A 23,972-nucleotide genomic window follows, 5' to 3' on the forward strand; every position below is an offset into this window, starting at 1 on the left:
TTTTGATAGGGAGTTTTTATTATTAAAAGAATTAAATATTCTATTATTCATTCACTTCTATAACTTTAATTTTTCTTTTTGAAGTAAAGTAAAAGAATAAAGGAAAATAAAAAACAGATGATATTAATATAAATTTTAAATACCCTACGTCTAAAGGATCCAATCCAAATAAATGTAAAACGTATTTATCTAAAATAGACATTAATATCATAGTTAAGACAATTACTCCAACATATTTCAGTGTAGTTATTAATCTATGCTTTAAAATAGCTTTTTGCTTATAATCCATAGTAAATAATTAAGTTGATTTAATACATGTATTTATGCTCTACTCTTCGAAACTTTATCCAAAGTATTACAAAGGGAGAAAGAATAATTATTAATATCAAAGTAGATATTAAAGACCATACTAATGAAAAGCCTCCTTTTATAAGGATAATAATTATGTTTATCATAGTTTATAGGTTTAAATTTTTACTACTTTAAATAGTATATTTAAAAATTTTATTGTCAATGATTTAGTTTTTTGTTTTATTAAATATATAGTTTTTTCAATAATATATGTAATTACTACTTATACTATATGAAAAAAAAATTAAAAAAGGTGAAAAAATGCTTGCAATTGTAAATTTTGTACGTATAATTCTGAGTATTGTTGGACGCGGGTGTAGCTCAGTTGGTTAGAGCGCCTGCCTGTCACGCAGGAGGTCGCCGGTTCGAGTCCGGTCACTCGCGCCACTCAATTTAAGATGAAGGTTTTTACCTTCTTTTTTTATTTCAAATTTTTATTAATAACCGTTCTCGAACAAGTTCGGGTCTGCCGCTGGCGAAACAAGTTTCTTGCTTGCAGTAGCAGTAACACGTAAACGAACTGTTGCGATTTCTGTAAACTTCGAAATCTTTCAGTTCTACTTTGTTTCCGGTCACTCGCGCCACTCAATTTAAGATGAAAGTTTTTACCTTCTTTTTTTTATTTAAAAATCGTTTTGACAAATTGGGATTGGCGTTCTATGATAGTTTTAGATATTAAAAAATAAATGTTGTAAAATTTGAAGCTATGAATGAAGAATTCAGAAAATTAGCTAAAAAATATAATACTGATCCGCAGAAGTTAGAAAAGGTTTTCCAAAATATTTTCAATGAACTAGATAATTGCAGAAGCAATTTAAAATGTTTCTTTTATAGAATAATTGTTATGAGGTGTACTCATGATATAGAAGATGCAGAAAAGTTAGAAGAGATATGCTTTAATAGCGATAGTTTAATTGATATAATTATTAAACTTGAAGATAATAAAACATCTTTTTCAGAAATTTCATTTTTATATTTTATATTAAATGAAAAGTTTAAGGATATATCCTTTATCGATTCTGATTTAATAGAGAAGGTTTTTGGTATGAAATCTAAGGAAAAAAGTATTATAGATTTTTGTTTTTAAATTAAAGAGCCCTTACCTAAATTGGGTTCTTTTTTATTTTCTATATATATTTTCCTATTATTACAACTTATTTGTTGACAAAATTGTTTTCGTTATATAGAGTCGTTAAGTATATGAAAAATGTGAACATATTTTTAATCTAATATATTTATTAATCTAAAATCGTTAAAATTATGAAAAGCGAAAATCAAAATCCGTTTGATCTATTGATGGAAAACATCAAGAAAACTGGATCATTTCTTTGTGCGGGTATGGATCCCACAAATATCAAGGAAGATGAAGTTTATGACTGGGCGATGAAAACTGTTAATGTATTAAAACCGCACGTGGCCTGCTTCAAGCCTAACTTCTCATTTTACGAAGGATTAGGTTCCGAAGGCTTAAGAGCTTTAAAATACATCTGTGAAAATACCATATCTATTCTGGACATTAAGGCCGGAGATATTGGTAAAACTCAAAGATTCAGAGCTGCTGCCGTGAAGAAAATGTACAATCCTAAGTTTGTTACCATAACAGATTATATGGGTGGGTGTGCACTTCCTTTTATTGAACTTGGGATTGGAACCTTTGTGGTTGCTCGTTCGACTAATGAAGAAGGAACCTCATTCCAGGAAAGACATTCAGGTGGACTTTCTAATTCTGAGTGGATTGCTCATGAAATTAAGAAATCACAGCATGATAATATGACAGGTATTGTTGTTGGTGCTGGAGATGATGTTGAAGCCGTAAGAAGAATTCGTGCTTTATTCCCTGATGGGTGGTGGTTAATGCCGGGTGTTGGAACTCAAGAAAAGCCTAACAGCTTGAAAACACTTGCGTACCTAAATGGAAAAGGCATTGTTAATTCCAGTAGTTCATTCACCGGAGTTCCTGACGACATGGACTGGAGATCTGAGGACTACGACATGCTGTTGATAGGCCGTGCCAATGAGCTGAATGCAAGGATTGGAGATCACGCTGGTACTACCGTAGAAACGCCGAAGGATATTGCTGTTGATATTCTTATCAGAAATCAGCTGGCACTAGTTTCCGGATATGTAGAGGAAAATTCAGAAGAGCGTGCATTCGAATATAAGAATGATCACCCTCGCCTGAAACGTAAAGACTTTACTACATTCTGCCAAATCAGACATTTGACCGGGGTTTCGGATAGAGACAAAGAGTTCTGCTCGTTTGTAATCGCCGAAAAGTACAAAAAAATGCTTGATGAAAAGTTGGATGCTGTTGTGCCAGTTCCTATGGGTGCTATGGGTTTCCTCAATATTTTGAGCAAAGCATTGAGCACTACCGATTGGATTTTGCGACCTGCGAAAGAAGGCCCTGGTAATCAGGATCAAATAATCGGATTACCGGTTATTCCTAAAGGAGCCTTGCAGCGAAGTGGTTACACCATTCGTGAACAGGAAGAAAAAGATGTTAAAATTCTTATGGTGGAAGATATATTCTCTTCGGGAGGTTCTTCTATCAAAGAAGCCGACAGATTGAAAGAAGTACTTGCTAATCATTACCATATGAATGCAGATATTTCAATCATTGCTCTTGGAACAAACACATTGGAGGCTCCTGGAAAGGTTAATGATGCTGGCTATAAAGCTTATGCATGCATTGATATTCCTGATATTGCAAAAGCGGCGTTGAAGTTTGTTGCAGAAGATGAGCGCGAGGCTGTTAAGCAAGATATGCTTGAGCGCTTTAATGTTGCCATTTAACATTTTGGATTAGAATTTAAAATTAATAGACCCGTTGTTTTTGCAGCGGGTTTTTCAATATCAAAAAAAGTGCCTTGATACTTCTATCAATGACACTTTTCTCTACAAATATGGAAAAATTTATTTTATTAATTTCTACAAACTATCGCTGGGTAGATTTTTTGCAGAAATCTTTTGTTATCCATCTGAACCTCTAAAACCTTATTTATAAAGCTTATAGGTTCTCGCACATTTGTTTTAATGCCAAACATTAAGCAATTAAGGAAGTTAATAATTTTATCTATATTTCGAATTAAAAACTCTTCGTCTTTAACTTTTAATAAAATCTTTTCTTCCCAGAAAAAACCAATACTTGCAAATGAAATAAGATTCCTTTCTGTCAGCTCTTTGTCTGTTGCCTTTCTTTCTTCTTCAGAAAGTTCATAGTAGAAACGACTTAAGTACAACAGATTATTTATTCTTCCGGAACTTAGATTTGCTTCAAAACTCTTTGTCGTTTTTCTTGAGAAAAAATATTTCTCAAACCACTCTACTCTAGTATCTAGAGGATGGTTTAAATTGTAATTGTATAACATTATCTCAGGTTTAAATTTAATACTCAATATTAATCTTAATATAGCTAAGTCATTGAGTCAACTACAAACTTTCTTTCATAATATTTCATTATTATTTATAATTGCAAGGATTGTTTCTCAATACCTTTAATTCGTTGATTTATTTTTATAAAAACATATAATCTTTATAAAGGAGATACTTTATGAAATTCTTGAAAAAAATTACATATATTTTTTGTTTAACTTCTCATATTAGATATATAAAACTTCTATTTTCTATTATGAAAATGAGAAGGGAAAATCCTAAGAAAAAACTTATATTAATAAAATCTCCTCATCCAGATAATAAAAGAAAGTCTAGATATGGAGATCTTTATTTATCTACCGATTTGGCTGAAGGTATAAATAATCATGGAGAGTTTATTTCTGTTGTAGCTCCTAGACATTATTGGAATAGATTTTTTATAAATATGATATCTGATTATTTTATAGTTTTTAGAGGCTTACATAATCTTAAACTATCGAAGAAACAAATGAAGACTCATTTTATGTATTTCATATCACACCCTGAAAGAACTTCTTTGGAAGAATTCAATTCATATAAAGCTGTTATAGTTGCTAGTGAAAAACACTATAAAACTTTGAAAGACAGTAATGTCAATGCGTTCTATGTTCCTCAATTTACTAATATGGATAAGTTTTACTATATTAAAGATGATACTAAAAAACATGATGTGTTGTTTATAGGAAACTCTCGTGGAGTTTATAGAGAAACTGTTAAGTACTGTATTAATAACGGTATAGACGTTGCTGTTTATGGTAAAGGTTGGGAGAACGTTATACCGAAGAAATTTATAAAATCTAGGTTTGTTAAGAATGATGAACTTAATAGATATTATTCTAATGCTAAGATAGTTCTTAACGACCATTGGGAATTTATGAAAAAGAATGGATTTATGGCAAACAGAGTTTTTGATGTTGCTGCGTGCAAAGGCTTTATGATTTCTGATTATATATCTGATATAGAAAGTATCTTTAAGGGAAATATTGAGACTTATAAAGATGAAGAAGACTTCGTTAAAAAAATTATATATTATTTAGATAATGATAAAGAAAGAATTAAAAAAGCTGAGAAAGCCTATGAGATAACTTCCAATAAATTTACTAAGGAATCTATTGCAAAATCTTTTGTAGATATAATTAAAAAAAGTAGCTAAGTTAGCTACTTTTTATTTTCTTTAGGTTAAGATGACTTTATTATATCTAACATCTTCTTTCCGATTCTATCTTCTGTAAATTCTTTAAGAGTGATTTCTTTGGCAGCTTTTGCTTTAGCCTTTCTATCTTTCTCGTTATTCAAGAAGAAATTAATTTTATCTACAAATTCCTTTTCGGTTTTGTATGTAACAACATTACCTTTGTAGTTCTCTTCTATTTCATTAATATGATCACTTATTATGAAACTTCCACATGCTGTTGCATCGAAGATTCTATTAGAAACAAAACCATATCTCTTCATATCATCCCAATGATCGTTAAGAACTATTTTTGAATTACAATAATGCTTTGCAAGGTCTGTGTTTTTTATAAATTTCCCTTTATAATTTTCAGCTGGGATAAATTTTTTCCAGCCTTTACCATAGACGTCTACATTTATGTTATTATCTATACACATTTTAACTATCTCTCTGTAAACCTGTCTTGTGTTGCCTACAAATAGAATGTCATGCTTAAAGTTATCGTCTTTTTCTTCTTTAAACTTATTTGGATTTGTGAACTGTGGTACGTAGAAAGCATTCACACCTACTTTTCTTAAGTCCTCTGCATAGTTTTTACTTGCTACGAAAACTCCCTTATAATTCTTCATTTCAGATATCATAACGTCTTCTGGATGAGATATTAAATACATGTAATGATTATCTCTACTCAATTTAGAAAAGTCCATTTCAAATAAACCTCTAAATACTATAGAATAGTTTGATAACTTATTTATAAGTCCTCTACTCCAATAATTTAAAGGCACTGGAAATGCTTTGTTTCCATCTATAGACATTCCTTTGCAAAGGTCTTCTGCTAGATATAAATCTCCGCAATTTAATCTTCTTTTGTCATCTGGATATGTGGATTTGATAAGGATTATAGAACCTTGCTTTTTTATTTTTGCCTTCCAAATCTTAAAGCATAGGGCAAAATATTTTAGATTAGATCCCCTTTGAGAATTTATTATATTCATTCCAAAAACTTTTAACAACCTTTGATATCTTTTAAGTCTAATTTTTATTAAAAATCTTCTAAACCTTTTTATAGGTTTAACTTTTTTATTATTCACTTTATGATTTATAATCTTAAAACCTTTATGATTTCTTACACTATGATTTTCACCTAATATCTTGTGGCATTCAATATTGCTTTTCCATAAAGAGTAAGGAAATGTTAGTTGATCTCTTTTAGAATATTTCTCTATTAATGACCACCAAAGATTATCAAGCTCTTGGATCTTAGTATTATTATGCTCTCTAAACATTAGTCCTGTTTCAAATGATCCCATATCTTTAGGAAGCTTTTCTTTCTTTAAAAAAGATTTAACCTTTCTAAGGTTTGAGAATGTATCTTTACCAAATTTAAAACAAGCTTTAATTTCTTTATATGAACATTTTCTATCTGGGTGTTTTACACTAGATATTTTTATTTCTTTATTTATAAGTTCTTCAACTTTTTTTTCTAAAGTATCATTTTCTACCGATATATTAGAATCTATCCAAATAGAATATTTATAATCTGGAAATAGCTTATGCGGGTGTGTTTTATGCCATCTTGCAGATTTTGTTTTATAGTCGATATCTGGCTTTACATTACTTTGTAGAGGTTTTACTTTCCAACCTTTAAAAGTTCCTTTATCTACGCTATCTGAAAATAAAATATAGTCCCAGCCTTTCATTCTATATTTGATTTCTGGGATAATATCATAGCCACCGACTATTGCTGTATATATAACTTTTTTATTCATTTTATGCTTTCTACTTAAATCTTGCTTTGTAAAATATCTTTAATAATTTTAGGTATAGACCTTGTGCTTGTAACATTATAATGTTCAGCTCGTGTAGAACCTTGTTTCTACCCTTGAATCTATATTTTCTTTTTCTTGGATGTTTGCTCCACTTAAAATCATCAGATGTTTTACAACATTTCCCATCCTTCCAGAACATTTCTATTTTTAGATCATGTTTCCATGCACTATAAACTAAAGATAACTGATCTCTTTTTGAAAGATTTGGATCTGAAAGAACTTTCCACCATGTATTCATAACTTCTATGCATTTTTTATTATTATGCCTTCTCCAAGTAAATCCATTTTCAAATAAACCATTTTTTTCTGGATACCCTTCTCGAATTAAAAACTTAAGAGAGTTTTTAACTTTACCCAATTTATCTTTATTATTAATAATAACACCTGAAATCTCTTCATAAACACATTTTCTTTCTGGGTGTTTTGGTATTGAAATTATTTCTTTACCTCCTAATAATTCATTATGTCTATCCTTTATATAATCAGTATTCATTATCTGTATATTTGAGTCTATGTATATAGATGCTTCATAATCAGATAAAAACTTATGAGGATGTACTTTATAATATCTATTTATAAAGTGAGAGTCTCTTGCAACAGTACTATCTATTTGCCTAAACTCCCAATTACTATCCTTTGGTAATTTATCTTTCGGAGTATCTGTAAACATAACAAAATCTATATTATTATCTTTTGGAACTGGAAGGATATCATCATATCCTCCTGTCATGCATGAATAGATTACTAATTTTTGATTTTTCATAACTATAAAGGCCTCCTTTTAAAGTTAAAATCAATATAACATGGAGACCTTTAATTTTCAACTATTTAAATGTATATAATTGAACTTATCTTCTGATGTCTGTGTACCCAAGAGTTTGAACGTATAAGCTTCCTATGTTGTTGTTTTCAGAATTTCTTATACCTATCTTGCTATCTGAAATTTTAAGTGAAAAATCCGTTATAAAATCACTATTATTAGTTGAATATATTTGACCTATAAATTCATTATTATCGCCAGAAATTTTATCTACAGAAAAATCAGGTTGTGATGATGATGTAAATAATATTGCATCTCCACTACCATCCATAACTCTAGATCTAAAATCAGATAGCATGTTCGCTCCTTCAGGTATAGATACTTTAGATAAAAATCTAGCTAAAGAATAATTAAATGCAGCTGAAGAGATATCCATTACTTTGCTCATATATTCTGTTTTAACCCCACCACCGCAAATCTCATATGCATTGAAAGGAATTATGTTTGCATTAGAATCTGTTATTATTGAATATACCCTTCTATAGTAAGTGTATCCTTCTGCGTCAGATAATAAGTTTTCTGCTGTTAATGAGGTATCAAAACCAGCATCTACCTCACCACTTTCTTTTGATATTATAAATAAATGATATGTTGTTTCTGATGAAATGCTAAGAGCACTTGCTAATCCCCCTACTTCACTTCCTTCGTTCCAGCTTGTATCTAATTTTTTAGTTATTGGAGTTGTTAATAATATGTCTATAGAATTATTCGCATCTCTGCAGCTTCCTACTGATATGGTTATATCATGACCTGTATCTTCATTGAAATTTGAGGCTATAAATCCCTCTATATATTTAGGAGGTAGAGATGGCTTGAATTCTGAATTTATTGAAAAGAATGAATTTATATATTCTTTTAGAGTTTTTGGAGTTATTGCCTTGTTTATATCCTGACCTTTTATAGTTTCTTCTTTAGATGCTAGAGATATGGCCCCTTGTTTTTCTTCCGTGGCTGATTGTGCTGATATAAGATCATTCTTCGCTAATTCAAATTGGATGAACGCTCCTGGTTCAACGTTGCTTAAATCTACCTTGGCAATATTTTCTAAATTATCCATATCTAGGTTTGATAAATCTGATTTGGCAATTCCCTTATTAGATATTGTTTCCTGACTTACATTTGATAAATCTTCTCTTGCTAAAGCTTTCCCTCCAGCATTTGTCCCGTTATGTACTATGGCTGTTTGTTTTGTTGTATCTATTGTCACCTCCCCCTCACTACCTGTGAAAGTTAAATGTTCTGTTGTAGTACCTCTTCTTAGTTGTAATGTTTTACTCATATTTTTTCCTTTTTATAATAAAAAAGCCCCTCCCAGATTGGGAAAGGCTGTGTGATTTTAATTAAATAAGAAGCAGATATAGTTCTCCCTCTTCATATAGAACATATATAGAATATTTTTATCTATAGTCAAGAAAAAAAATTATTTTTTTGCTTTTCTTTTATTTCTTTTTCTAATTGTATTTAAAATGTGAGCCACATATATTACTGCTAAAGTATTGAACGTTACTTTTAATGCAAAGGCTGTATTGGCTGTGTTTGCTATATACAATAAAGAAAGTAATACTATGTTAAGAAGGTTTTTCTTTATATGGAAAAGTGTTTTATATATATAGAAAGTTTTTGTTAATCCTTCTCTCGCAATCATGTCTAAATATTCGTTTTTAAATCTTGCTGAAAGATCAGACCTTAATTGTCTTCTAGTATTAAAATATGTTTTGAAAAGAGTTTTGAAAAGAGCTCTATTATATCTTTTATCACCTATTAAATTCTTTTCTTTAAATAGTTTTATTTGGGCTTCACTTAAAACTGTTTTTGTTAAGAATTTTTCATTAAATACAGTTGAAAGAGATCCGTCTTGTTTGATGTATGTATAAACGATAGTTGGTTCTTTTGAAATTTTATCGGTATTGAAAATACATGTTGTATTGAATACCCAATCTTGACCTGTTAGTACGCCTTCATGATAAGTTATATTATTGTTATCTAGGAATGATTTTTTATATAAAACTCCGTGGATTACACTGATTTTATTAAAGTTTTTCTTGAAGTCTTCTGGCTTATTACATTTGAATAGCACACCATATGTTTTCAAACTACCTTTTCTTGCTGAAAGACCATAAACTATGTCTGTTTTATTTAACAGCGCATTGTCTATTAATTTTTCCACTAGGAATGGTTGAGCAATATCGTCAGCGTCTATGAATGTGATGTATTCTCCTGTAGCTTTTTTAATACCTAAGTTTCTTGCTGCGCCAACACTTTGTTTATCATTTTCTTGATATACTTTAATTTTTTTATCTTTTTTCTCATAAGCTTTAATTATTTCCAAACTTTTATCTTTAGACTTATTATCAACTAATAATATTTCTATATTATCATATGTTTGACATAGCACTGAATCTACTGTTTGATTTATGAATTTTTCAGCATTATAAACTGGTATTATTATTGAAATTTTTGGAGAATTTTTAGACATTGCAAGTTCCTATTCTTATTTTTTGATTTTATAACATATGTAAAAATTATTTTAAAGGATTAAATTTCTATCTTTGGCATTTCAAGATATAGCTTATCACTATTTATATTTATATGCCTTCCTATACTCTTTAGATCAACTTCAAGATTCCTTAATTGACCTTTGTCTAATCTTATATCATACTCACCCTTATCAAGTTCATCGAAAGAGTATATACCCATATTATCAGAGATAGTTTCTCTTATAATTTCATCATCTCTATATAGGTTTATTTTTATTCCTTCGGCTGGAAGAGTTGGCTCACCTTCTCTTTTCTTTTCAATCCTACCTATTATGAAAGACTCTTCTGAATTTTTTAATTCTTCTTTCTTTATAAGTTTATCTTTTTCTAAAAATACTTCTAACTTTTTATATTTAGCTGTCATTCCTAGATCTTTTATAACAGGAATGTTTTGATCAATAGATTCTATATCTTTTTCTAATTCAATTTCGATATCATCTTCTTGTCTTAAGCCTCTAATTATTAAATCTGGCGTTGATAGTCTTACTTCGTATTCACCGGCTTTAACATTATTAAATTTATAGTTTCCATAATCATCTGTTTTTGTTATTCCGAATAAGATTCCTTCTTTAATAAGATTTACTCTTATTCCAGCAATTTTATTTCTACATCCAGTGAAAGGACATTCTACCTTACCTTTAACATAGTTTTTAAATTTAGTTTTTTCAGGTTTGTAGACTTCTAATTTTCTTCTTTGAGGTTTGTATCCTGGTTTTAGAATTATATTATCTAATGTCATAAATAGATTGTCTTCATGGACTCTAAATATTTGATTTTTTTCAACCCTTAAATCTAGATCTTTTAGCTGTTGTTCATCAAATATAACTTGATATTTACCTTTTCTTATATTTTCAAAACTGAAATAACCGTCAGAGTCAGAAATAAGTTCATGTATTTCTTCAGAACCTTCTTTTATTAATGAAATTTTCATACCTTTTTGAGTTCTTTTTCTTCCATTTACTTTAGTAATAACTGTTCCGTCTACTATACCAGCTAAAACAACTGGATAACTTATCTCAACCCAACTTCCTGGTTTACCTCTAATAGGGATGTTCTTTATTGATGGTACCATTGATATATCTGGAAGAGTTTCTTCGTTTATAGTAACTAAACCTGCTTTATAAGTTGATATAGACGGCACAAATACATTTCCATCTTTATCACTTAGTTCATCTCTTTCCGAACCATTTAATTTTACGGATACATATTCTAACTTTTCTTCGTCTTCATCCATTATACCATTTTCATTATCATCTAAGAAAATGTTGGCCGAAAGCGAAGATGTACTAGAAACATTCCCATTAAATGAATGATATTTTCTTGTGGTAGGATTTCTTCTTAATCCAAAATTATATCTTATTCCTATAGAATAATCATCTGTATCTGTTACCTGTCCTGTAAAACTAAGTGTACCAAATGAAAACATTTTATTTAAACTTGCAGAGAATGAATCTGAAGAGGTGGAAGTTGTTTTAGTTTTATATCTGTGTTGCCATCTAAATGATGTGCTAATAGTATCGTTAAGATCTATATCAGCACTAATATTATTACTTGTTAATTCATCTCTACTATTACTATAAGATGCCTCTGCTCTCAGATCGGCTCCAAGATAATTAGCACTAAGCCTTATTGTACTATAGCTTTCTTTATCTCTTGAAAATGTATCTCTTTCTGATAACTCATATGTTAATGATAATTTTGATAATAAGTTATAACTTATATTACCTGAAAGCTCTGTTTCTTTTTTATCATCTACTGTTTTACCCTCTCTATAATTAATCCAGAATGGAAGCCTCTTTATCCCAAAGTTCATTGCACCTCCTAATCTTAGTTCTGTTAAGGTTTCAACATGCTCTGTGTTTAGGTAAGATTCTTCTGTTTTTAATTTTCCAAAATCACTATATTCAGCTAATAAATTTAGGTTTAATAACTTTGTTTCAAATGATGTTTGGATTGCCTGCTCTTTACTATCAAGACCTTGAGCTAAATACAAACCTAAGGCGTTTGAATTTATATTGGCTTTAAAACCCGTTAAAAATAGATTTTCTTCTTCTTCCAGTTCAGATTGCGTACTTTTATCAGTTATGTCTTTCAAAGATAACCCTGTTACTAAAGATAAGTTATCTGTAATACCATATTCTGTTTCCAATGCTATCTTATCAGTATAATAGTCTTTATTTTCTAGATCAAAAAGTGGTTTGTTTGTTTGTAGCATAGAAAATTTAAAACCTAGCTCTCCCTCATCAACTGCCGTTGGAGAAATGTATACTATTTTTTCTTTTTCTTCTTTTTGACCAAATGGACCATGTAAAGTAATTTTAAATATATTAAGACCTAGATTAACTGGCTGATCTAAGAATTCGTATTGACCATCTTTGTTTTCTCTTTGGAAAGCTAAAATTGTTCCATTTTTAGATAACTCTGCCTCCCATCCGAACGGAAGACTTCCTACTATATCCACACTTTTCTTATCACTAGATTTTAACCTATCAAACGTTGTGAATTGTAAACCTCTACCAAGCCCTCCATTACTTATCAAAGCAGATTTATGAGCTGAAATATCTCCAAATTCAAGGTATTTTATTTTATCCTCTTCATCAGGATAGTACTCTGATAAATTAAATCTTAAAAAATCTTTCTTTGATTCTGTGTCATTATAGTAATTAAATTGATTATCAAATCCTAAAAATCTTCCGCCTCCATAAATGGATGTGTTTAAGCTATCTTTAATCTCTTCAGTATCACTACTTTCGTTTGTGATTTTTCTATGAGTAAAACCTAAACTAAAATCGACAGCTGGAACTGTAAAATTTTCCTCATTTGAAATTACATCTTCATTTTTAATACCAGCTAAAACATTAGTTCTTTCATAAGATGAAAAGTTATCGTAAGCATTTCTTCTTATTATATTTTCTTCGACAGGAAGTATTTCATCAGATTCTATTAGAACTGATGATCTTTCATCTTTGATAGTAAATCTTATGTTGAATAATTTAGATAATAAAGCTGATTTAATAAAAATCTCACTATCATATAAATGAACATCAGTAGCATCTAACTTCACAGTTGTGCCATTTACTTCCGCAGTCCCTTTGGATAAATCTATTAGAAATTCTCTATTTTTGTTTATAAACCAACCTTTAACTATTCCACTTGTAGCATTTACAGATATTGGAAATTCTAAGGCATATACTATATCTGACATCGGTAAATAAGTGTTTGTATCTTCTTGGTAAATCATGAAGCCATCTAATAGTTCATATCTTTTTAATTTTAAGTTATAAATACCATATTCTTCTGGATAATCTTCTCTTATTATAAATTTTCCAACTTTCCTAATACTAAAAGATTGTATTGAAACATCATCTACTGACGATTGAGCTACACCATTATTTTCTTCTGAAAAAGATACAGAAGAAGAAGTTATTATAAAATAACATGCAAATAAAGCTAATATTTTATATAATATCCTTCCCCTCATACCTCTTATGAAACTTTATTCTCCTTTACTCAATCTCCATGCTTTTTTCTACAGAAATATCTTTTTTATTAAATCTTTTTTCAGTAGTATAAACGACTGTAATATTTTCTCCTTTAAGAGATTCATAGGAAATATTTTCTTTAGTTTTTCTATCTTTTAATTCTTTTTCCAAAGAAATATGGCCCATTTCTGGGTAGATAGCCAATCCATTTTGAATAGCAATAACTTCATCATCTTTCAACACTTCTAACTTACCTTTAAATGAAATGTCTCCGGTTCTTTCTAGAGATAATAAAAGCTTAGATCCTCCATCTTCCGTTTTAACTATTCTAAAATTAGAAATTTTTACATCTCCTGTTAAATTACCTTTTCTAACAACAAGTGGAATTGATATTCCTGGATCAACACCAATTGTCATGCTCAAAGTACCTTCTTTGGCTTTTTTATTAGAAATAGCTTTTTTTACTTTAGATGTTTCTTTTACATAAAGATGAGATCTATATTCTCCATCTGGTTTATCAGAAGTCATATGCTTACTTTGAATTCTAATAGTCTTACTTTCTTTAGGTTGTAATGAAAATGATTTTGGACCATACATTAAAAAATCATCTGCAAACTTAACACCTTGACTTTCGTCATCTTGAATTTTTTCGTAACCACCACTTTTTGTTTGTTTTAGATGCTTCAAAGAAACCTTATAAGACTTTTCTTCATTACCATTATTTCTTACTGTAAATGTTTGAATTCTTGTCCTGCCCTCAAATACTAAATAATATGGATTAATCGTAAAAGCAGACGAAACTCCCCTAACACCCGCTAAGATTAAAACTGTTAAAGTTAGTAGTTTAAATATATTTATCCCTTTATAGTTCATTTTTGTTTTTTACTCCTCTTTTTGTTTTGTTTTATTATATCATATTAATAGTTAACATCAAAGCTAAAATTGCCAGAATAATTACCTGGTTCAACTCCAGCTGGTATTGTTATTATCGCACCTATATCTCTATCTAAATACCCATCTATTCCAATGTTATCTGTATCACTATCCAAGACAGTTTCCATATCTATTTTTTTACCAGATGAATTCGTTAACTGAGATTTTCTACGTACGAATATAATAGATTTATTTGGTTGCCCCCTAAGACGCACCCTACCTTTCTTAGGGGTTCCCATTATAGTTGCATTACCTGACATAACGGTAGATGTTCCATCTAAATTAACACCAACTATAACTCCGTTGTCATCTTCTAAAAGTATAGTTCCAACATCTATATCAGCATCTTCTACTTCAATTCCTATAGCTATTTCTTTTACAACAACCTTGATTTTTAACTTTTGCTTTTTCCACTTTCTATCATTCCGATCTCTATATCTAATTTTTATGGTCTTCCTATAAGTCCCTGCCTCAATTCCTGGTGACGCACTTATAACTTTTCCCCCTATATAAAGGTCCAAATAATAATCTGGGTCTCCATATTCCGTAACAGATAACTCTACATCCAAACTACTACCATTACTTTTTAGAGTTACGTTTTTAGGATATTTATATCTAATTCCACCTACACTACTATCAATGCTTACCCCACCTGAATAAGGATTCCCTCCCAATAAAACATCACCCAATATAACAATAGGATTACTAGACAAACCATCCATATCTATTGTAAATTTAGTAGGAGAACTTGGTATAACATTGCCAAAATCTAAATCTGAAATCTTATAGGCTGAAGACCTCGAATAAGATTTATTTCCTATGCTTAGAGCAACAAAAAAAACTAGCAAAATTGTTAGTAATTTCTTTTTCATTTAGGTCCTTTCTTAGTAATTAGCATCCACCGTGTAATTACCACTGTAGCTTCCCATAGGTGTTCCTGCTGGGATATTTAATTTCATACCAACTGTTGAACTTAAGGTTCCTGAGGCATCTAGACTGGCATCATCAACTATTGGAGTTGCTGTGATGAAATTTCCATTACCATCTCCAATACTTACTGCACTTGAATTAAAATTAATTGTTTGATTTGGTTGCCCAGAAACATCAAATGTAGCTAAACTAGGACTTCCTTCTATTGAGAAATCACCTCTAACAATTGATGTACTTCCATCTTGCAACATACTAAAGGTAACCCTTTTACCATCATTTATTATTATAGCCCCCATATTAACATCGCTTTTAGTCATAGTAACACTTACGGGAATTGGATCAACCCTAACATCAAACCTTATATTTTTACTTCTTGGACCCCATGTGTCATCCCAAATTTGAAGAGCCATAGTCCCTCTATACCTTCCTGTTTCTAAATCTACTCCTGAATTAGTGATTACACCCCCTATATACAAGTCTATTGTTGTATCTGGATCTCCTACCGCAGTAGCTGTCGGAGCAAAATCTATCACGGAACTATTTCTAATAAGTTGAACATTGGCTGGTAAAGAATAAGCTATCCCTGTTTTATTTGTTGTAAGAGTCACATGACCTAGAACTGGACTTCCCAACATAGTAACATCTCCCGATATCACCGATACATTCGGAGAACTTGTTCCAGACATACTCACATTAAAAAATGAAGGACTTGATGGCTGAAGATTTCCAAAATTACCTTGAGAATTTCTATTGTAAGAAATCCTGGCAAAAGATGTATTGCTAATGAATACGCAGATGAAGAAAATAACATTACCTTAAATACTTTTAAAATCAATCCTCTCCCTTCAAAAATAATATTAATAAGATATATCTATTAACATTGGGACTCCACCTGTATTAGATGTTGAATAAGTATCAGATTCTTGATTTGCACCAACAGATAAATCTCCTCCAATTTCTAAAGTATGACTACCTGTTCCATCTAATGTTCTTGCCTCTCCCAAACCTACATTAGGTGTAAAATCCATAGTTTCTGTACCAGCACTGTTGGATAAAGTTGATTCATGAACATCTAAGCTAATTTCTGCATTTGGAGCTCCTGAAATAGTATACTTACCAGACTGAGGTATCCCATCACAATGCATAGTTGGGGGACATGTTACATTGCCTGAAGAGTCTATTGATACTGTTTCTGCAGTACCATCTGTAGAGATAGTTCCCATATATATTGAATTACTTTCTGACACTTCTAGCTCAGAAACAATCTCTGCTTCTACTATACCATTAATAGAAACTGCGAAGCAATTCGTAGAAATAAATGTTAAAAAACTAAAAAATAATGTTAAAAAAAACTTCATAAATCCCCTCTTTCCTTATTTATAAAACTCTTTTGATATTTTAACACAAAAGATTTTCTATTTCAAATTAAAAAAGGGAGAAAAAATTCTCCCTTTTTAAATAATTAAGTTTACTAAATTAATAGTTAACGTCAATAGTCATTGCAGTACCACCAACGCTTGATGTTGAATAAATACCTGTAGCTTGATCACCTGCAACAGCTAATTCTCCACCTACATTGATTACTAACTCACCAGTACCATCTAAAGTTTCTCCAGCTTTAATTCCATAATCATTAGTTAGTGACATTGTGTTACCACTACCATCAGATAAAACAGCGTCTGAAACTGTAACATCAACAGAACCGTTAGGAGCACCTGTAATTGTATATACACCTGCGTCTGTAGAACCATCACAATACATAGTTGAAGGACATGTAACACTTCCTGCATTGTCCATAACAACAGTTTCTGGAGTACCATCTGTAGATAAAGTACCAAAGTCCATTTGAGTATCTTCTACGATTTCTAGTGGAGCAACAATTTCAGCATTAACAACACCGTTGATTGAAGCTGCTCTTGATTCAGCTGTAACTAAAACACCAGCCAAAGCTAGCAATGATAAAGATATTTTTTTCATTTTATTCTCCTCGTTATTTTAAACTATATGAATTTTTTTTATATCCACGTTGGTTATTATAGCATAAATTGGGATTTCTTTCAAACTTTTTTTGAGAAAATAAATTGTTTTTGTCCTAAAACCAAGATTTTTATTGATATTTTTTTTAAATTGTTTATGATGTTTTCGATAAAAAAAGTTATATATTTTGATACAAATTTAATTAAGAAAAGAATCTTAAACGATTCTTAAAAGGCTCAGAAATGTTAGAGATTAAAAATTTAGAATTATCGTTCGGAAAACAAAAAATATTTGATAAAAGTTCATTTAAAATCAATTCTGGTGAGAGAGTTGGTCTAGCTGGATTGAATGGATCTGGTAAATCCACTCTATTTAGAATACTTACTGGTGAGTTAGAAAACTATGATGGAGAGATAAATACTCCTTCAGGCTATAAGATTGGTCACTTAGAGCAGCATTTGAACTTTACCAAACCTACTGTTTTAGAAGAAGCATGCTTAGGTTTAAGAGAAGAAGATTATTATAACGAGTGGAAAGTTGAAAAAATCCTTTCTGGATTAGGCTTTACAATAGAAGATTTTTATAGAGATCCAAATGAATTTTCTGGTGGATTTCAAGTTAGATTAAACTTGGCTAAATGTTTGGCTGGCGAACCAGATTTGCTTCTTTTGGACGAACCTACAAACTATTTGGATATCGTTTCAATCCGTTGGTTAGTTTCATTCTTAAAGAAATGGCCTAATGAACTTATACTTATTACCCATGATAGAAATAACATGAATAGTATCACAACTCATTCTATGGCAATACATAGACAAAAGATGGTTAAGTGCGAAGGTAATACTGTTAAGCTTTATGAACAAATTGCATTAGAAGAAGAAATGTATATGAGAGAAGTTGCTAACGATGCTAGAAGACGTGAAGAAATTGAGAAGTTCGTTAATAGGTTTAGATCTAAGGCAAGTTTGGCATCTCGTGTACAATCTAGAATTAAACAATTAGATAAAATGGGCAAGAAAGAAGAGTTGTCTCAAATTAAAACTCTTGGATTTACTTTTAATGAAGAAGAGTTCAGAGCAAGAAACTTGATGAAATTTGAAAATCTTACTTTTGGATATGAAGATGGTGAAAACCTTATTGAGAATTTATCTTTACATATAGAAAAAGATGATAGAGTTTGTATCATTGGTAGAAACGGTAAAGGTAAATCTACTTTAATGAAGGTATTGGTTGGTGAATTAGAAGCTAAATCTGGAGAAGTTACTTACCACCCTAACTGTAAAATTGGTTACTTCGGACAAACCAATATTGAAAGATTAGATCCTAACAACAATATTATTGATGAGCTTTTCACTGCTAGAGGTGGATTGACTAATACTGAAGTTTACAGTACTGCAGGTGCGATGCTATTCTCTGGAGAATTAGCTAAGAAAAGAATATCTGTACTGTCAGGTGGAGAGAAATCTCGTGTATCTCTTGGAAAGATTTTACTTAACACAACAAATCTTCTTATGTTGGACGAACCTACAAACCACTTAGACGCAGATTCTTGTGATTCATTAATCAATGCTATAGATAATTTTGATGGTGGATGTGTTATAGTTACCCACAATGAAATGTTCTTACATCATTTAGCAACAAAACTTGTTGTATTCGATGATGGAAAAGTTAGCGTATTTAATGGAACTTATAAAGAATGGCTAGATAAAGTTGGCTGGGCTGAATAAAACTAAATTACCCTCACCTTTCGTGGGGGTATTTTTTATTATATTTTTAATTGTAATATTAAATTTTCTATGCATAATTAATATAAAGTTTTTCAATGAAAAAAGGAGTTAAAATATGAATAAAAAAGTTGAAGAAAAAAAGGTAGCTAAAAAAGCACCTGCTAAAAAGAAAACTGTAGCTAAAAAACCAGCTGTTAAAAAAGTTGTTAAACCAACTAAAACTGTTGCAAAAAAAGTTGCACCTAAAAAAGCTGCTGAGCCTGTTAAGGAAACTACATCTTGCACTATGGGATCTTGCAAAATTGGTGGCAAATGTCCTTGCGTTAGATTCTTCAGAGGTTGTGGATGTAAAGGTAAAGCAATAATTCTTGCTGTTATCGCATTAATTGCTACTTTCCTAGTTGTACAAAGCATTGAAAACAAAGTTGCTGATAAAGCTGTTAAAGAAATTGAAAAAGCTGCTAAAGAAAGTGGGTTTATGTTTGAAGTTGAAGAAGTTGGTTATAGCCTGTTCTCTAAAAACTTTTATTTAGAAAATGTAACTCTTTCTCTTGTTCAAGCACCTGGAGTTAATTTATTTGTAGCTGAAGCTTCTATAGACTCTGAACTTGTAAAAATGTTTGATAAAGATTTTAAATATGAACTTCCTACAAAAAGCGGTTCTTCTGAAAATTACATCAAAGGTTTAACTGTTAATAAAGATCTTTTATTTGCTATGGGTCTTCCTGAAGATACTTACTTAGATATAGTTTCTTACGATCAAGTTTCTAAAGAAGCTGTGTTCTCTCAAGTTACTTTACATCTTAACAACTTTGCTGAAGTTGCTATTAGCACAAACATTACTGACTTAGAAAAATATATCTCAGGTCTTAACACTTTTGTTAAAAACAGTGAAGCACATCAAAATGACCAAGCTGCTTTAGAAAAAGATTTTGAAGAATTCTTTGCTTCATTATATATGGACTTTGCAAGCTTCTCTTATAAAGATAAAGGTCTTGATGAATTTATGAAAAAAATTAATCCTAATTACGAATATGAAAAAGACTTAAAACTTGTTGATATTAAACATGCTAAGGATTTAACTGAAGAACAAAGAACTGTTCTTAGAGATTTCGTTGCTAAACCTGAAAGCGTTAATATTAGCTGGAATAATAACTCAAATATTTCTGTAAAAGAATTAATCGACTCTATGAAAGCTAAAAAGAAATCAATCGATAAATTAAATTCTGGATTTACAGTTCAATTTAACGGACAACCTCTTTTCACTGAAGAAGTTCCTGTAGTTGAAACTAAAAAAGCTGAACCAGTTAAAGTTGAAGCTAAAGAAGAAGTAAAAATAAAAGTTACCCCTGAAGCTGAAGCACCTAAAACTGAAGAAGTTAAAAAATAATTCCAAAGATTATTGAGAACTTTAAGAGCTGGGTTTATTGCCTAGCTTTTTCTTTTAAATTTTTGTTTGTAATTATACATATTAAAAACCTAGAATTTCATAGCTAATTTTGAATCTTTTTGTTTGATTTTTTTAGGAATTTTGTATATAATGTTTATCGAATATTAATGCGAAATTTTATGGAGAATTATTATGCAAGCATCAACTTTTTCAATATTACACTTATTTACTGAAGCAGATTTCATTGTTAGAACAATTTCTGTTCTTTTGCTTTTTGCTTCTATCTATGCATGGTCAATTATTATAGAAAAAATCTTTATGATGAAGAGAGTTAAACATGCTACAAAATTATTTGAAGATGCGTTTTGGTCAGGTGGTGACTTAGATGCGCTTTACAAAAAGTTAGAAGGTAAAGCTTTCGATCCTATGTCAGTTGTGTTTACAGCTGCTATGAAAGAATGGAAAAGATCTTCTAAGATATTATTAAAAAGCATAACAGATTCTAAAGTTAATAACCTTTATCAAAGAGTTGATAGAATTATGGGCATGACTGTTGAACAAGAATCTGAAAAATTAGAAAAGAAAATGACTTTCTTAGCGTCAGTTGGTTCAGTGGCTCCTTTCGTTGGGTTATTCGGTACTGTTTGGGGTATTATGGAATCTTTCTCCGCAATAGGTTCTGCTAAATCTACATCTATTGGTGTTATCGCACCTGGTATTGCTACTGCGTTATCAACAACTGCTTTAGGTTTGATTGCTGCGATACCTGCTGTTATTGGATTTAACAAACTTATGGATTCTATTAGCAGATATGAAATGAGATTAGAAAACTTCGCTTCAGAATTTTTTACAATAATATCTCGTCAGATTGATGAAAAAGTAAAGAAGTAAACTGCGTCTTTTGCGCGATTAATTGGAAGAAAATCTTTTAATTTTCCTTCCACTCGCACAAAATACTTGTTTATTCAAAACAATATTAAAATTGAAGATAAAATAGATTTAAGATGGATTAGAAAATGGTTTATAAAAACGGTAGAAGAAGAACATCTAGAAAAGATAGAAAGTTCATGAATGAAATGAACATGACGCCATTGATTGACGTTATGACTGTATTGCTAACTGTATTTATGGTTACTGCCCCATTACTTACTTCTGGTATAGATCTTGATTTGCCAGATGGTGGTGCTTCTACAATAAATAAAAATGCTAAAGCGATTAATATTTCTATAGATCAAGAAGGTAATCTTTATCTTTCAAACAAAGTTATTTCAAAGAGAAATCTTATGGTAAAGCTTAATGCTATTTTGAAAAAGAATAATAAAGCTTCTATTGTGATTAGTGCTGATCAAGGTGTTAGTTATGGTAAAGTTATTGAAGTTATGGGACTAGCAAAGGATATGGGCTTTAAAGAAGTTGCTTTGAAGACTACGGATAAGTAATTTTGGGTTGAGTTGTAGATGAGTTATTTAAAAAAGAAATATGGATATAGTTTTAAAGAGATTTGTAGTGATTGCAAAAATGACTTCTTTATTAGAGTTAAAGATTTATCTCGTGATGAGAAAGACTCTTTGATTATATCTTCAGTTCTGCACTTCTTAATCTTCATACTTATATTGGTTGCTCCTTACACAACAAATATGAATAGACTTAAGAGTGTTAAAAAAGATACTGTTGTTATATTTGATTTAGAGAATTTAAAATTAACTGAAAAAGACAATCTACCCTCTTCTCCTGTTAAGCCAAAAGTAGAAAAGAAAAAAGAAGTTGCTAAGAAGCAAGAGCCTAAGAAAGTTGAACAACCTAAAAAAGTGGCTAAGAAAGCAGTTCCTGCTACTCCAGTTAAGACGCCTAAGGTTGAGCAAAAACCTTCTAATAATGTAAAAGGTGGTAGCGTAGATATTGCAAATAATTCTTCTAATAAAAAAGGTGAAACTAAGGTTGATGAAAAATCTAAAAAGCTTTTGAAAAAAGCTGATGTGAAGACTGGTTCTATGGAAGATTTATTCAAATCTATAGATGATATAAAATCAAATGTAGCTGAGAGAGAAATTGCTCAGAAGAAGGAAGCTGAAAAGCAAGCTGCCGTAGATAATCTTTTAAAAGAACTTGTTGAAGTTGAGAAGCTTGAGGAAGCTCCTAAAAAAGCATTTACTGAATCTGACAATGGTAAAACTGTTGCGGACAAGGAAGTTTCTGTTTCATATATTAATGCAATTAAATATAAGATTAAAGGTTGTTGGAATATTGATCCGGGTGCAAAAGGCATTCAAGATCTTTCTATTGAGATTGATAGTGTTTTAACACCTGATGGAAGCATACAAAGTGTTAACATAGTTGATATGAGGTCTTACAACTCTAATCCTCACTTTAAGGCTGCCGCAGATAGTGCTAGAAGAGCTTTGATTGATTGCGCACCGTATAACTTGCCTATGGAAAGATACAGTATTTGGAAAGATATTAGATTTAATTTCCGCCCTTCTCGTGGTGCAATTGAATAAAAATAGATAAGCCTTCAAAACGAATTGGAGGCTTTTTTATTATAAAATTTTTAGATAAATCAATTGGATAAATTCTCTTGAAATAAATATTTAAAAAAGTTGAAAAAAAGTGTTGACTTTATTTTTTACTAATATTATAATGTCCGCAGTTCTGATTGAGTTTCATCTCAGTCTTGCGAGACGACCCCATCGTCTAGCGGTTAGGACTCGGCCCTTTCAAGGCCGCAACACGGGTTCGAATCCCGTTGGGGTCGCCAAATTTTTAATGAAGTCTCTTTCTTTTATAGAAGAGATTTTTTTGTTTTTATAATCTTAAAAATGAATCGTTTTATATACTTATTTTTTAATATAATAAAATTGTTAGTTACAATAACTTATATCAACATATCCTAAGCTACATGCCTTTTCAACAAAAGCTGCACCGGCATCTCCGCTTTCAACTAATGACTTACAAGCATCTTTGTTATTAATGCAAGTTCTTTCTACCATATGACTTGGAACATCTTCTTTTTTCATTGATGCTTCACAAGCTGATGTAGCTGAATAATTTGTGTAGAAACAAGAGTGTACTAATTGACTTCCTGTAGCGTTTGGATCTTCTGCTAATGTATCACAAACCTTTTCATTGGAAGAAGCATTACATGAGGAATATAAATTATTAGTAGAGACCCCTTCATAATCTGCTAACGTATCGCAAATTGATTTGGAAGAAGACCCCTGACACGCCTCACTTAACATATTGTCATTATAGTTATCTCTCTCTAATATACTTTCACAACTTGAGGATTCTACATATTTTTTAAGACATGCTTTTGCAATAAAAGCTGTACCGGCATCTCCGCTTTCAACTAACGACTTGCAAGCTTCTTCGTTATTAACGCAAGTTCTTTCTACCATATGAGCTGGAACA

21 protein-coding genes and 2 tRNA genes are annotated in these 23,972 nt (G+C 30.7%); 10 read left to right on the forward strand and 13 right to left on the reverse strand.

All coding sequences use genetic code 11. The features are described from left to right. Nucleotides 1-43: 43 nt before the first annotated feature. On the reverse strand, nt 44-289 hold the full coding sequence (locus N4A44_03330) for a hypothetical protein (protein MCT4552675.1): 246 nt from the start codon (nt 287-289) through the stop codon (nt 44-46). Nucleotides 290-661: 372 nt separating this feature from the next. Here N4A44_03330 and N4A44_03335 point away from each other — a divergent pair. The 3 genes from N4A44_03335 to N4A44_03345 all read left to right on the forward strand — a co-directional run bounded on the left by N4A44_03335 (nt 662) and on the right by N4A44_03345 (nt 3,147). After that, nucleotides 662-738: transfer RNA gene (locus tag N4A44_03335), tRNA-Asp, on the forward strand. Between the two features lie 319 nt (nt 739-1,057). Continuing rightward, nucleotides 1,058-1,438: a hypothetical protein gene (locus N4A44_03340; GenBank protein ID MCT4552676.1), complete on the forward strand. Its 381-nt coding sequence runs from the start codon at nt 1,058-1,060 to the stop codon at nt 1,436-1,438. A gap of 209 nt (nt 1,439-1,647) precedes the next feature. Continuing rightward, complete coding sequence (locus tag N4A44_03345) at nt 1,648-3,147, forward strand: orotidine 5'-phosphate decarboxylase (protein ID MCT4552677.1); 1,500 nt, start codon at nt 1,648-1,650, stop codon at nt 3,145-3,147. 128 nt (nt 3,148-3,275) lie between these two features. Here the strand turns inward: N4A44_03345 and N4A44_03350 are convergent, their stop codons facing one another. Further along, on the reverse strand, nt 3,276-3,722 hold the full coding sequence (locus N4A44_03350; GenBank protein ID MCT4552678.1) for a hypothetical protein: 447 nt from the start codon (nt 3,720-3,722) through the stop codon (nt 3,276-3,278). A gap of 182 nt (nt 3,723-3,904) precedes the next feature. Here N4A44_03350 and N4A44_03355 point away from each other — a divergent pair, with 182 nt between their 5' ends. Further along, nucleotides 3,905-4,918, forward strand: coding sequence for a glycosyltransferase (locus tag N4A44_03355; protein MCT4552679.1), 1,014 nt, complete (start codon nt 3,905-3,907; stop codon nt 4,916-4,918). A gap of 26 nt (nt 4,919-4,944) precedes the next feature. On the opposite strand, the gene N4A44_03360 is transcribed toward N4A44_03355, so the two are convergent. The 10 genes from N4A44_03360 to N4A44_03405 form a co-directional block, all read right to left on the reverse strand. Beyond that, the gene (locus N4A44_03360; protein MCT4552680.1) at nt 4,945-6,708 is read right to left on the reverse strand and encodes a glycosyltransferase; all 1,764 of its coding nucleotides are present in this window, start codon (nt 6,706-6,708) and stop codon (nt 4,945-4,947) included. Nucleotides 6,709-6,718: 10 nt separating this feature from the next. Beyond that, nucleotides 6,719-7,531 carry a DUF616 domain-containing protein gene (locus N4A44_03365; protein ID MCT4552681.1) on the reverse strand — a complete coding sequence of 271 codons (813 nt, stop codon included), beginning with the start codon at nt 7,529-7,531 and terminating at the stop codon, nt 6,719-6,721. Nucleotides 7,532-7,616: 85 nt separating this feature from the next. Then, on the reverse strand, nt 7,617-8,867 hold the full coding sequence (locus N4A44_03370; protein ID MCT4552682.1) for a hypothetical protein: 1,251 nt from the start codon (nt 8,865-8,867) through the stop codon (nt 7,617-7,619). Between the two features lie 141 nt (nt 8,868-9,008). Beyond that, nucleotides 9,009-10,064 carry a glycosyltransferase gene (locus tag N4A44_03375; protein MCT4552683.1) on the reverse strand — a complete coding sequence of 352 codons (1,056 nt, stop codon included), beginning with the start codon at nt 10,062-10,064 and terminating at the stop codon, nt 9,009-9,011. Nucleotides 10,065-10,123: 59 nt separating this feature from the next. Beyond that, complete coding sequence (locus N4A44_03380; protein MCT4552684.1) at nt 10,124-13,606, reverse strand: hypothetical protein; 3,483 nt, start codon at nt 13,604-13,606, stop codon at nt 10,124-10,126. Nucleotides 13,607-13,631: 25 nt separating this feature from the next. Beyond that, nucleotides 13,632-14,480: a hypothetical protein gene (locus N4A44_03385; protein MCT4552685.1), complete on the reverse strand. Its 849-nt coding sequence runs from the start codon at nt 14,478-14,480 to the stop codon at nt 13,632-13,634. Nucleotides 14,481-14,524: 44 nt separating this feature from the next. Beyond that, nucleotides 14,525-15,412 carry a DUF4402 domain-containing protein gene (locus tag N4A44_03390; GenBank protein MCT4552686.1) on the reverse strand — a complete coding sequence of 296 codons (888 nt, stop codon included), beginning with the start codon at nt 15,410-15,412 and terminating at the stop codon, nt 14,525-14,527. 12 nt (nt 15,413-15,424) lie between these two features. After that, complete coding sequence (locus N4A44_03395; GenBank protein ID MCT4552687.1) at nt 15,425-16,105, reverse strand: DUF4402 domain-containing protein; 681 nt, start codon at nt 16,103-16,105, stop codon at nt 15,425-15,427. A 222-nt stretch (nt 16,106-16,327) separates the two neighbouring features. Continuing rightward, nucleotides 16,328-16,828: a DUF4402 domain-containing protein gene (locus tag N4A44_03400; GenBank protein MCT4552688.1), complete on the reverse strand. Its 501-nt coding sequence runs from the start codon at nt 16,826-16,828 to the stop codon at nt 16,328-16,330. 118 nt (nt 16,829-16,946) lie between these two features. After that, on the reverse strand, nt 16,947-17,447 hold the full coding sequence (locus tag N4A44_03405) for a DUF4402 domain-containing protein (protein ID MCT4552689.1): 501 nt from the start codon (nt 17,445-17,447) through the stop codon (nt 16,947-16,949). A gap of 242 nt (nt 17,448-17,689) precedes the next feature. Here N4A44_03405 and N4A44_03410 point away from each other — a divergent pair, with 242 nt between their 5' ends. From N4A44_03410 to N4A44_03435, 6 genes are all read left to right on the forward strand, one after another. Continuing rightward, the gene (locus N4A44_03410) at nt 17,690-19,174 is read left to right on the forward strand and encodes an ATP-binding cassette domain-containing protein (protein ID MCT4552690.1); all 1,485 of its coding nucleotides are present in this window, start codon (nt 17,690-17,692) and stop codon (nt 19,172-19,174) included. 115 nt (nt 19,175-19,289) lie between these two features. Next, a complete protein-coding gene (locus tag N4A44_03415) occupies nt 19,290-20,564 on the forward strand; it encodes a hypothetical protein (GenBank protein ID MCT4552691.1) in 1,275 nt (424 codons plus the stop codon). A gap of 192 nt (nt 20,565-20,756) precedes the next feature. Continuing rightward, nucleotides 20,757-21,455 carry a protein TolQ gene (tolQ, locus tag N4A44_03420; protein ID MCT4552692.1) on the forward strand — a complete coding sequence of 233 codons (699 nt, stop codon included), beginning with the start codon at nt 20,757-20,759 and terminating at the stop codon, nt 21,453-21,455. A 125-nt stretch (nt 21,456-21,580) separates the two neighbouring features. Continuing rightward, entirely contained in the window at nt 21,581-22,003 is a 423-nt protein-coding gene (locus tag N4A44_03425) for a biopolymer transporter ExbD (GenBank protein MCT4552693.1), read from the forward strand. An 18-nt stretch (nt 22,004-22,021) separates the two neighbouring features. Further along, the gene (locus N4A44_03430) at nt 22,022-23,062 is read left to right on the forward strand and encodes a hypothetical protein (protein MCT4552694.1); all 1,041 of its coding nucleotides are present in this window, start codon (nt 22,022-22,024) and stop codon (nt 23,060-23,062) included. Nucleotides 23,063-23,244: 182 nt separating this feature from the next. Then, nucleotides 23,245-23,319 (forward strand) — tRNA-Glu (locus N4A44_03435). Nucleotides 23,320-23,422: 103 nt separating this feature from the next. Here the strand turns inward: N4A44_03435 and N4A44_03440 are convergent. After that, a partial coding sequence (locus tag N4A44_03440; GenBank protein ID MCT4552695.1) for a hypothetical protein occupies nt 23,423-23,972 on the reverse strand: 550 nt, incomplete at its 5' end.

Source organism: Alphaproteobacteria bacterium, from assembly GCA_025210155.1.
Taxonomy (GTDB): Bacteria; Pseudomonadota; Alphaproteobacteria; order Rs-D84; family CASDRH01; genus JAOASE01.

Coding starts and splice junctions, on each gene's coding strand:
- N4A44_03330 (MCT4552675.1), bottom strand. CDS start 289: ATGGATTATAAGCAAAAAGCTATTTTAAAGCATAGATTAATAACTACA.
- N4A44_03340 (MCT4552676.1), top strand. CDS start 1,058: ATGAATGAAGAATTCAGAAAATTAGCTAAAAAATATAATACTGATCCG.
- N4A44_03345 (MCT4552677.1), top strand. CDS start 1,648: ATGGAAAACATCAAGAAAACTGGATCATTTCTTTGTGCGGGTATGGAT.
- N4A44_03350 (MCT4552678.1), bottom strand. CDS start 3,722: ATGTTATACAATTACAATTTAAACCATCCTCTAGATACTAGAGTAGAG.
- N4A44_03355 (MCT4552679.1), top strand. CDS start 3,905: ATGAAATTCTTGAAAAAAATTACATATATTTTTTGTTTAACTTCTCAT.
- N4A44_03360 (MCT4552680.1), bottom strand. CDS start 6,708: ATGAATAAAAAAGTTATATATACAGCAATAGTCGGTGGCTATGATATT.
- N4A44_03365 (MCT4552681.1), bottom strand. CDS start 7,531: ATGAAAAATCAAAAATTAGTAATCTATTCATGCATGACAGGAGGATAT.
- N4A44_03370 (MCT4552682.1), bottom strand. CDS start 8,867: ATGAGTAAAACATTACAACTAAGAAGAGGTACTACAACAGAACATTTA.
- N4A44_03375 (MCT4552683.1), bottom strand. CDS start 10,064: ATGTCTAAAAATTCTCCAAAAATTTCAATAATAATACCAGTTTATAAT.
- N4A44_03380 (MCT4552684.1), bottom strand. CDS start 13,606: ATGAGGGGAAGGATATTATATAAAATATTAGCTTTATTTGCATGTTAT.
- N4A44_03385 (MCT4552685.1), bottom strand. CDS start 14,480: ATGAACTATAAAGGGATAAATATATTTAAACTACTAACTTTAACAGTT.
- N4A44_03390 (MCT4552686.1), bottom strand. CDS start 15,412: ATGAAAAAGAAATTACTAACAATTTTGCTAGTTTTTTTTGTTGCTCTA.
- N4A44_03395 (MCT4552687.1), bottom strand. CDS start 16,105: ATGTTGGGAAGTCCAGTTCTAGGTCATGTGACTCTTACAACAAATAAA.
- N4A44_03400 (MCT4552688.1), bottom strand. CDS start 16,828: ATGAAGTTTTTTTTAACATTATTTTTTAGTTTTTTAACATTTATTTCT.
- N4A44_03405 (MCT4552689.1), bottom strand. CDS start 17,447: ATGAAAAAAATATCTTTATCATTGCTAGCTTTGGCTGGTGTTTTAGTT.
- N4A44_03410 (MCT4552690.1), top strand. CDS start 17,690: ATGTTAGAGATTAAAAATTTAGAATTATCGTTCGGAAAACAAAAAATA.
- N4A44_03415 (MCT4552691.1), top strand. CDS start 19,290: ATGAATAAAAAAGTTGAAGAAAAAAAGGTAGCTAAAAAAGCACCTGCT.
- tolQ (MCT4552692.1), top strand. CDS start 20,757: ATGCAAGCATCAACTTTTTCAATATTACACTTATTTACTGAAGCAGAT.
- N4A44_03425 (MCT4552693.1), top strand. CDS start 21,581: ATGGTTTATAAAAACGGTAGAAGAAGAACATCTAGAAAAGATAGAAAG.
- N4A44_03430 (MCT4552694.1), top strand. CDS start 22,022: ATGAGTTATTTAAAAAAGAAATATGGATATAGTTTTAAAGAGATTTGT.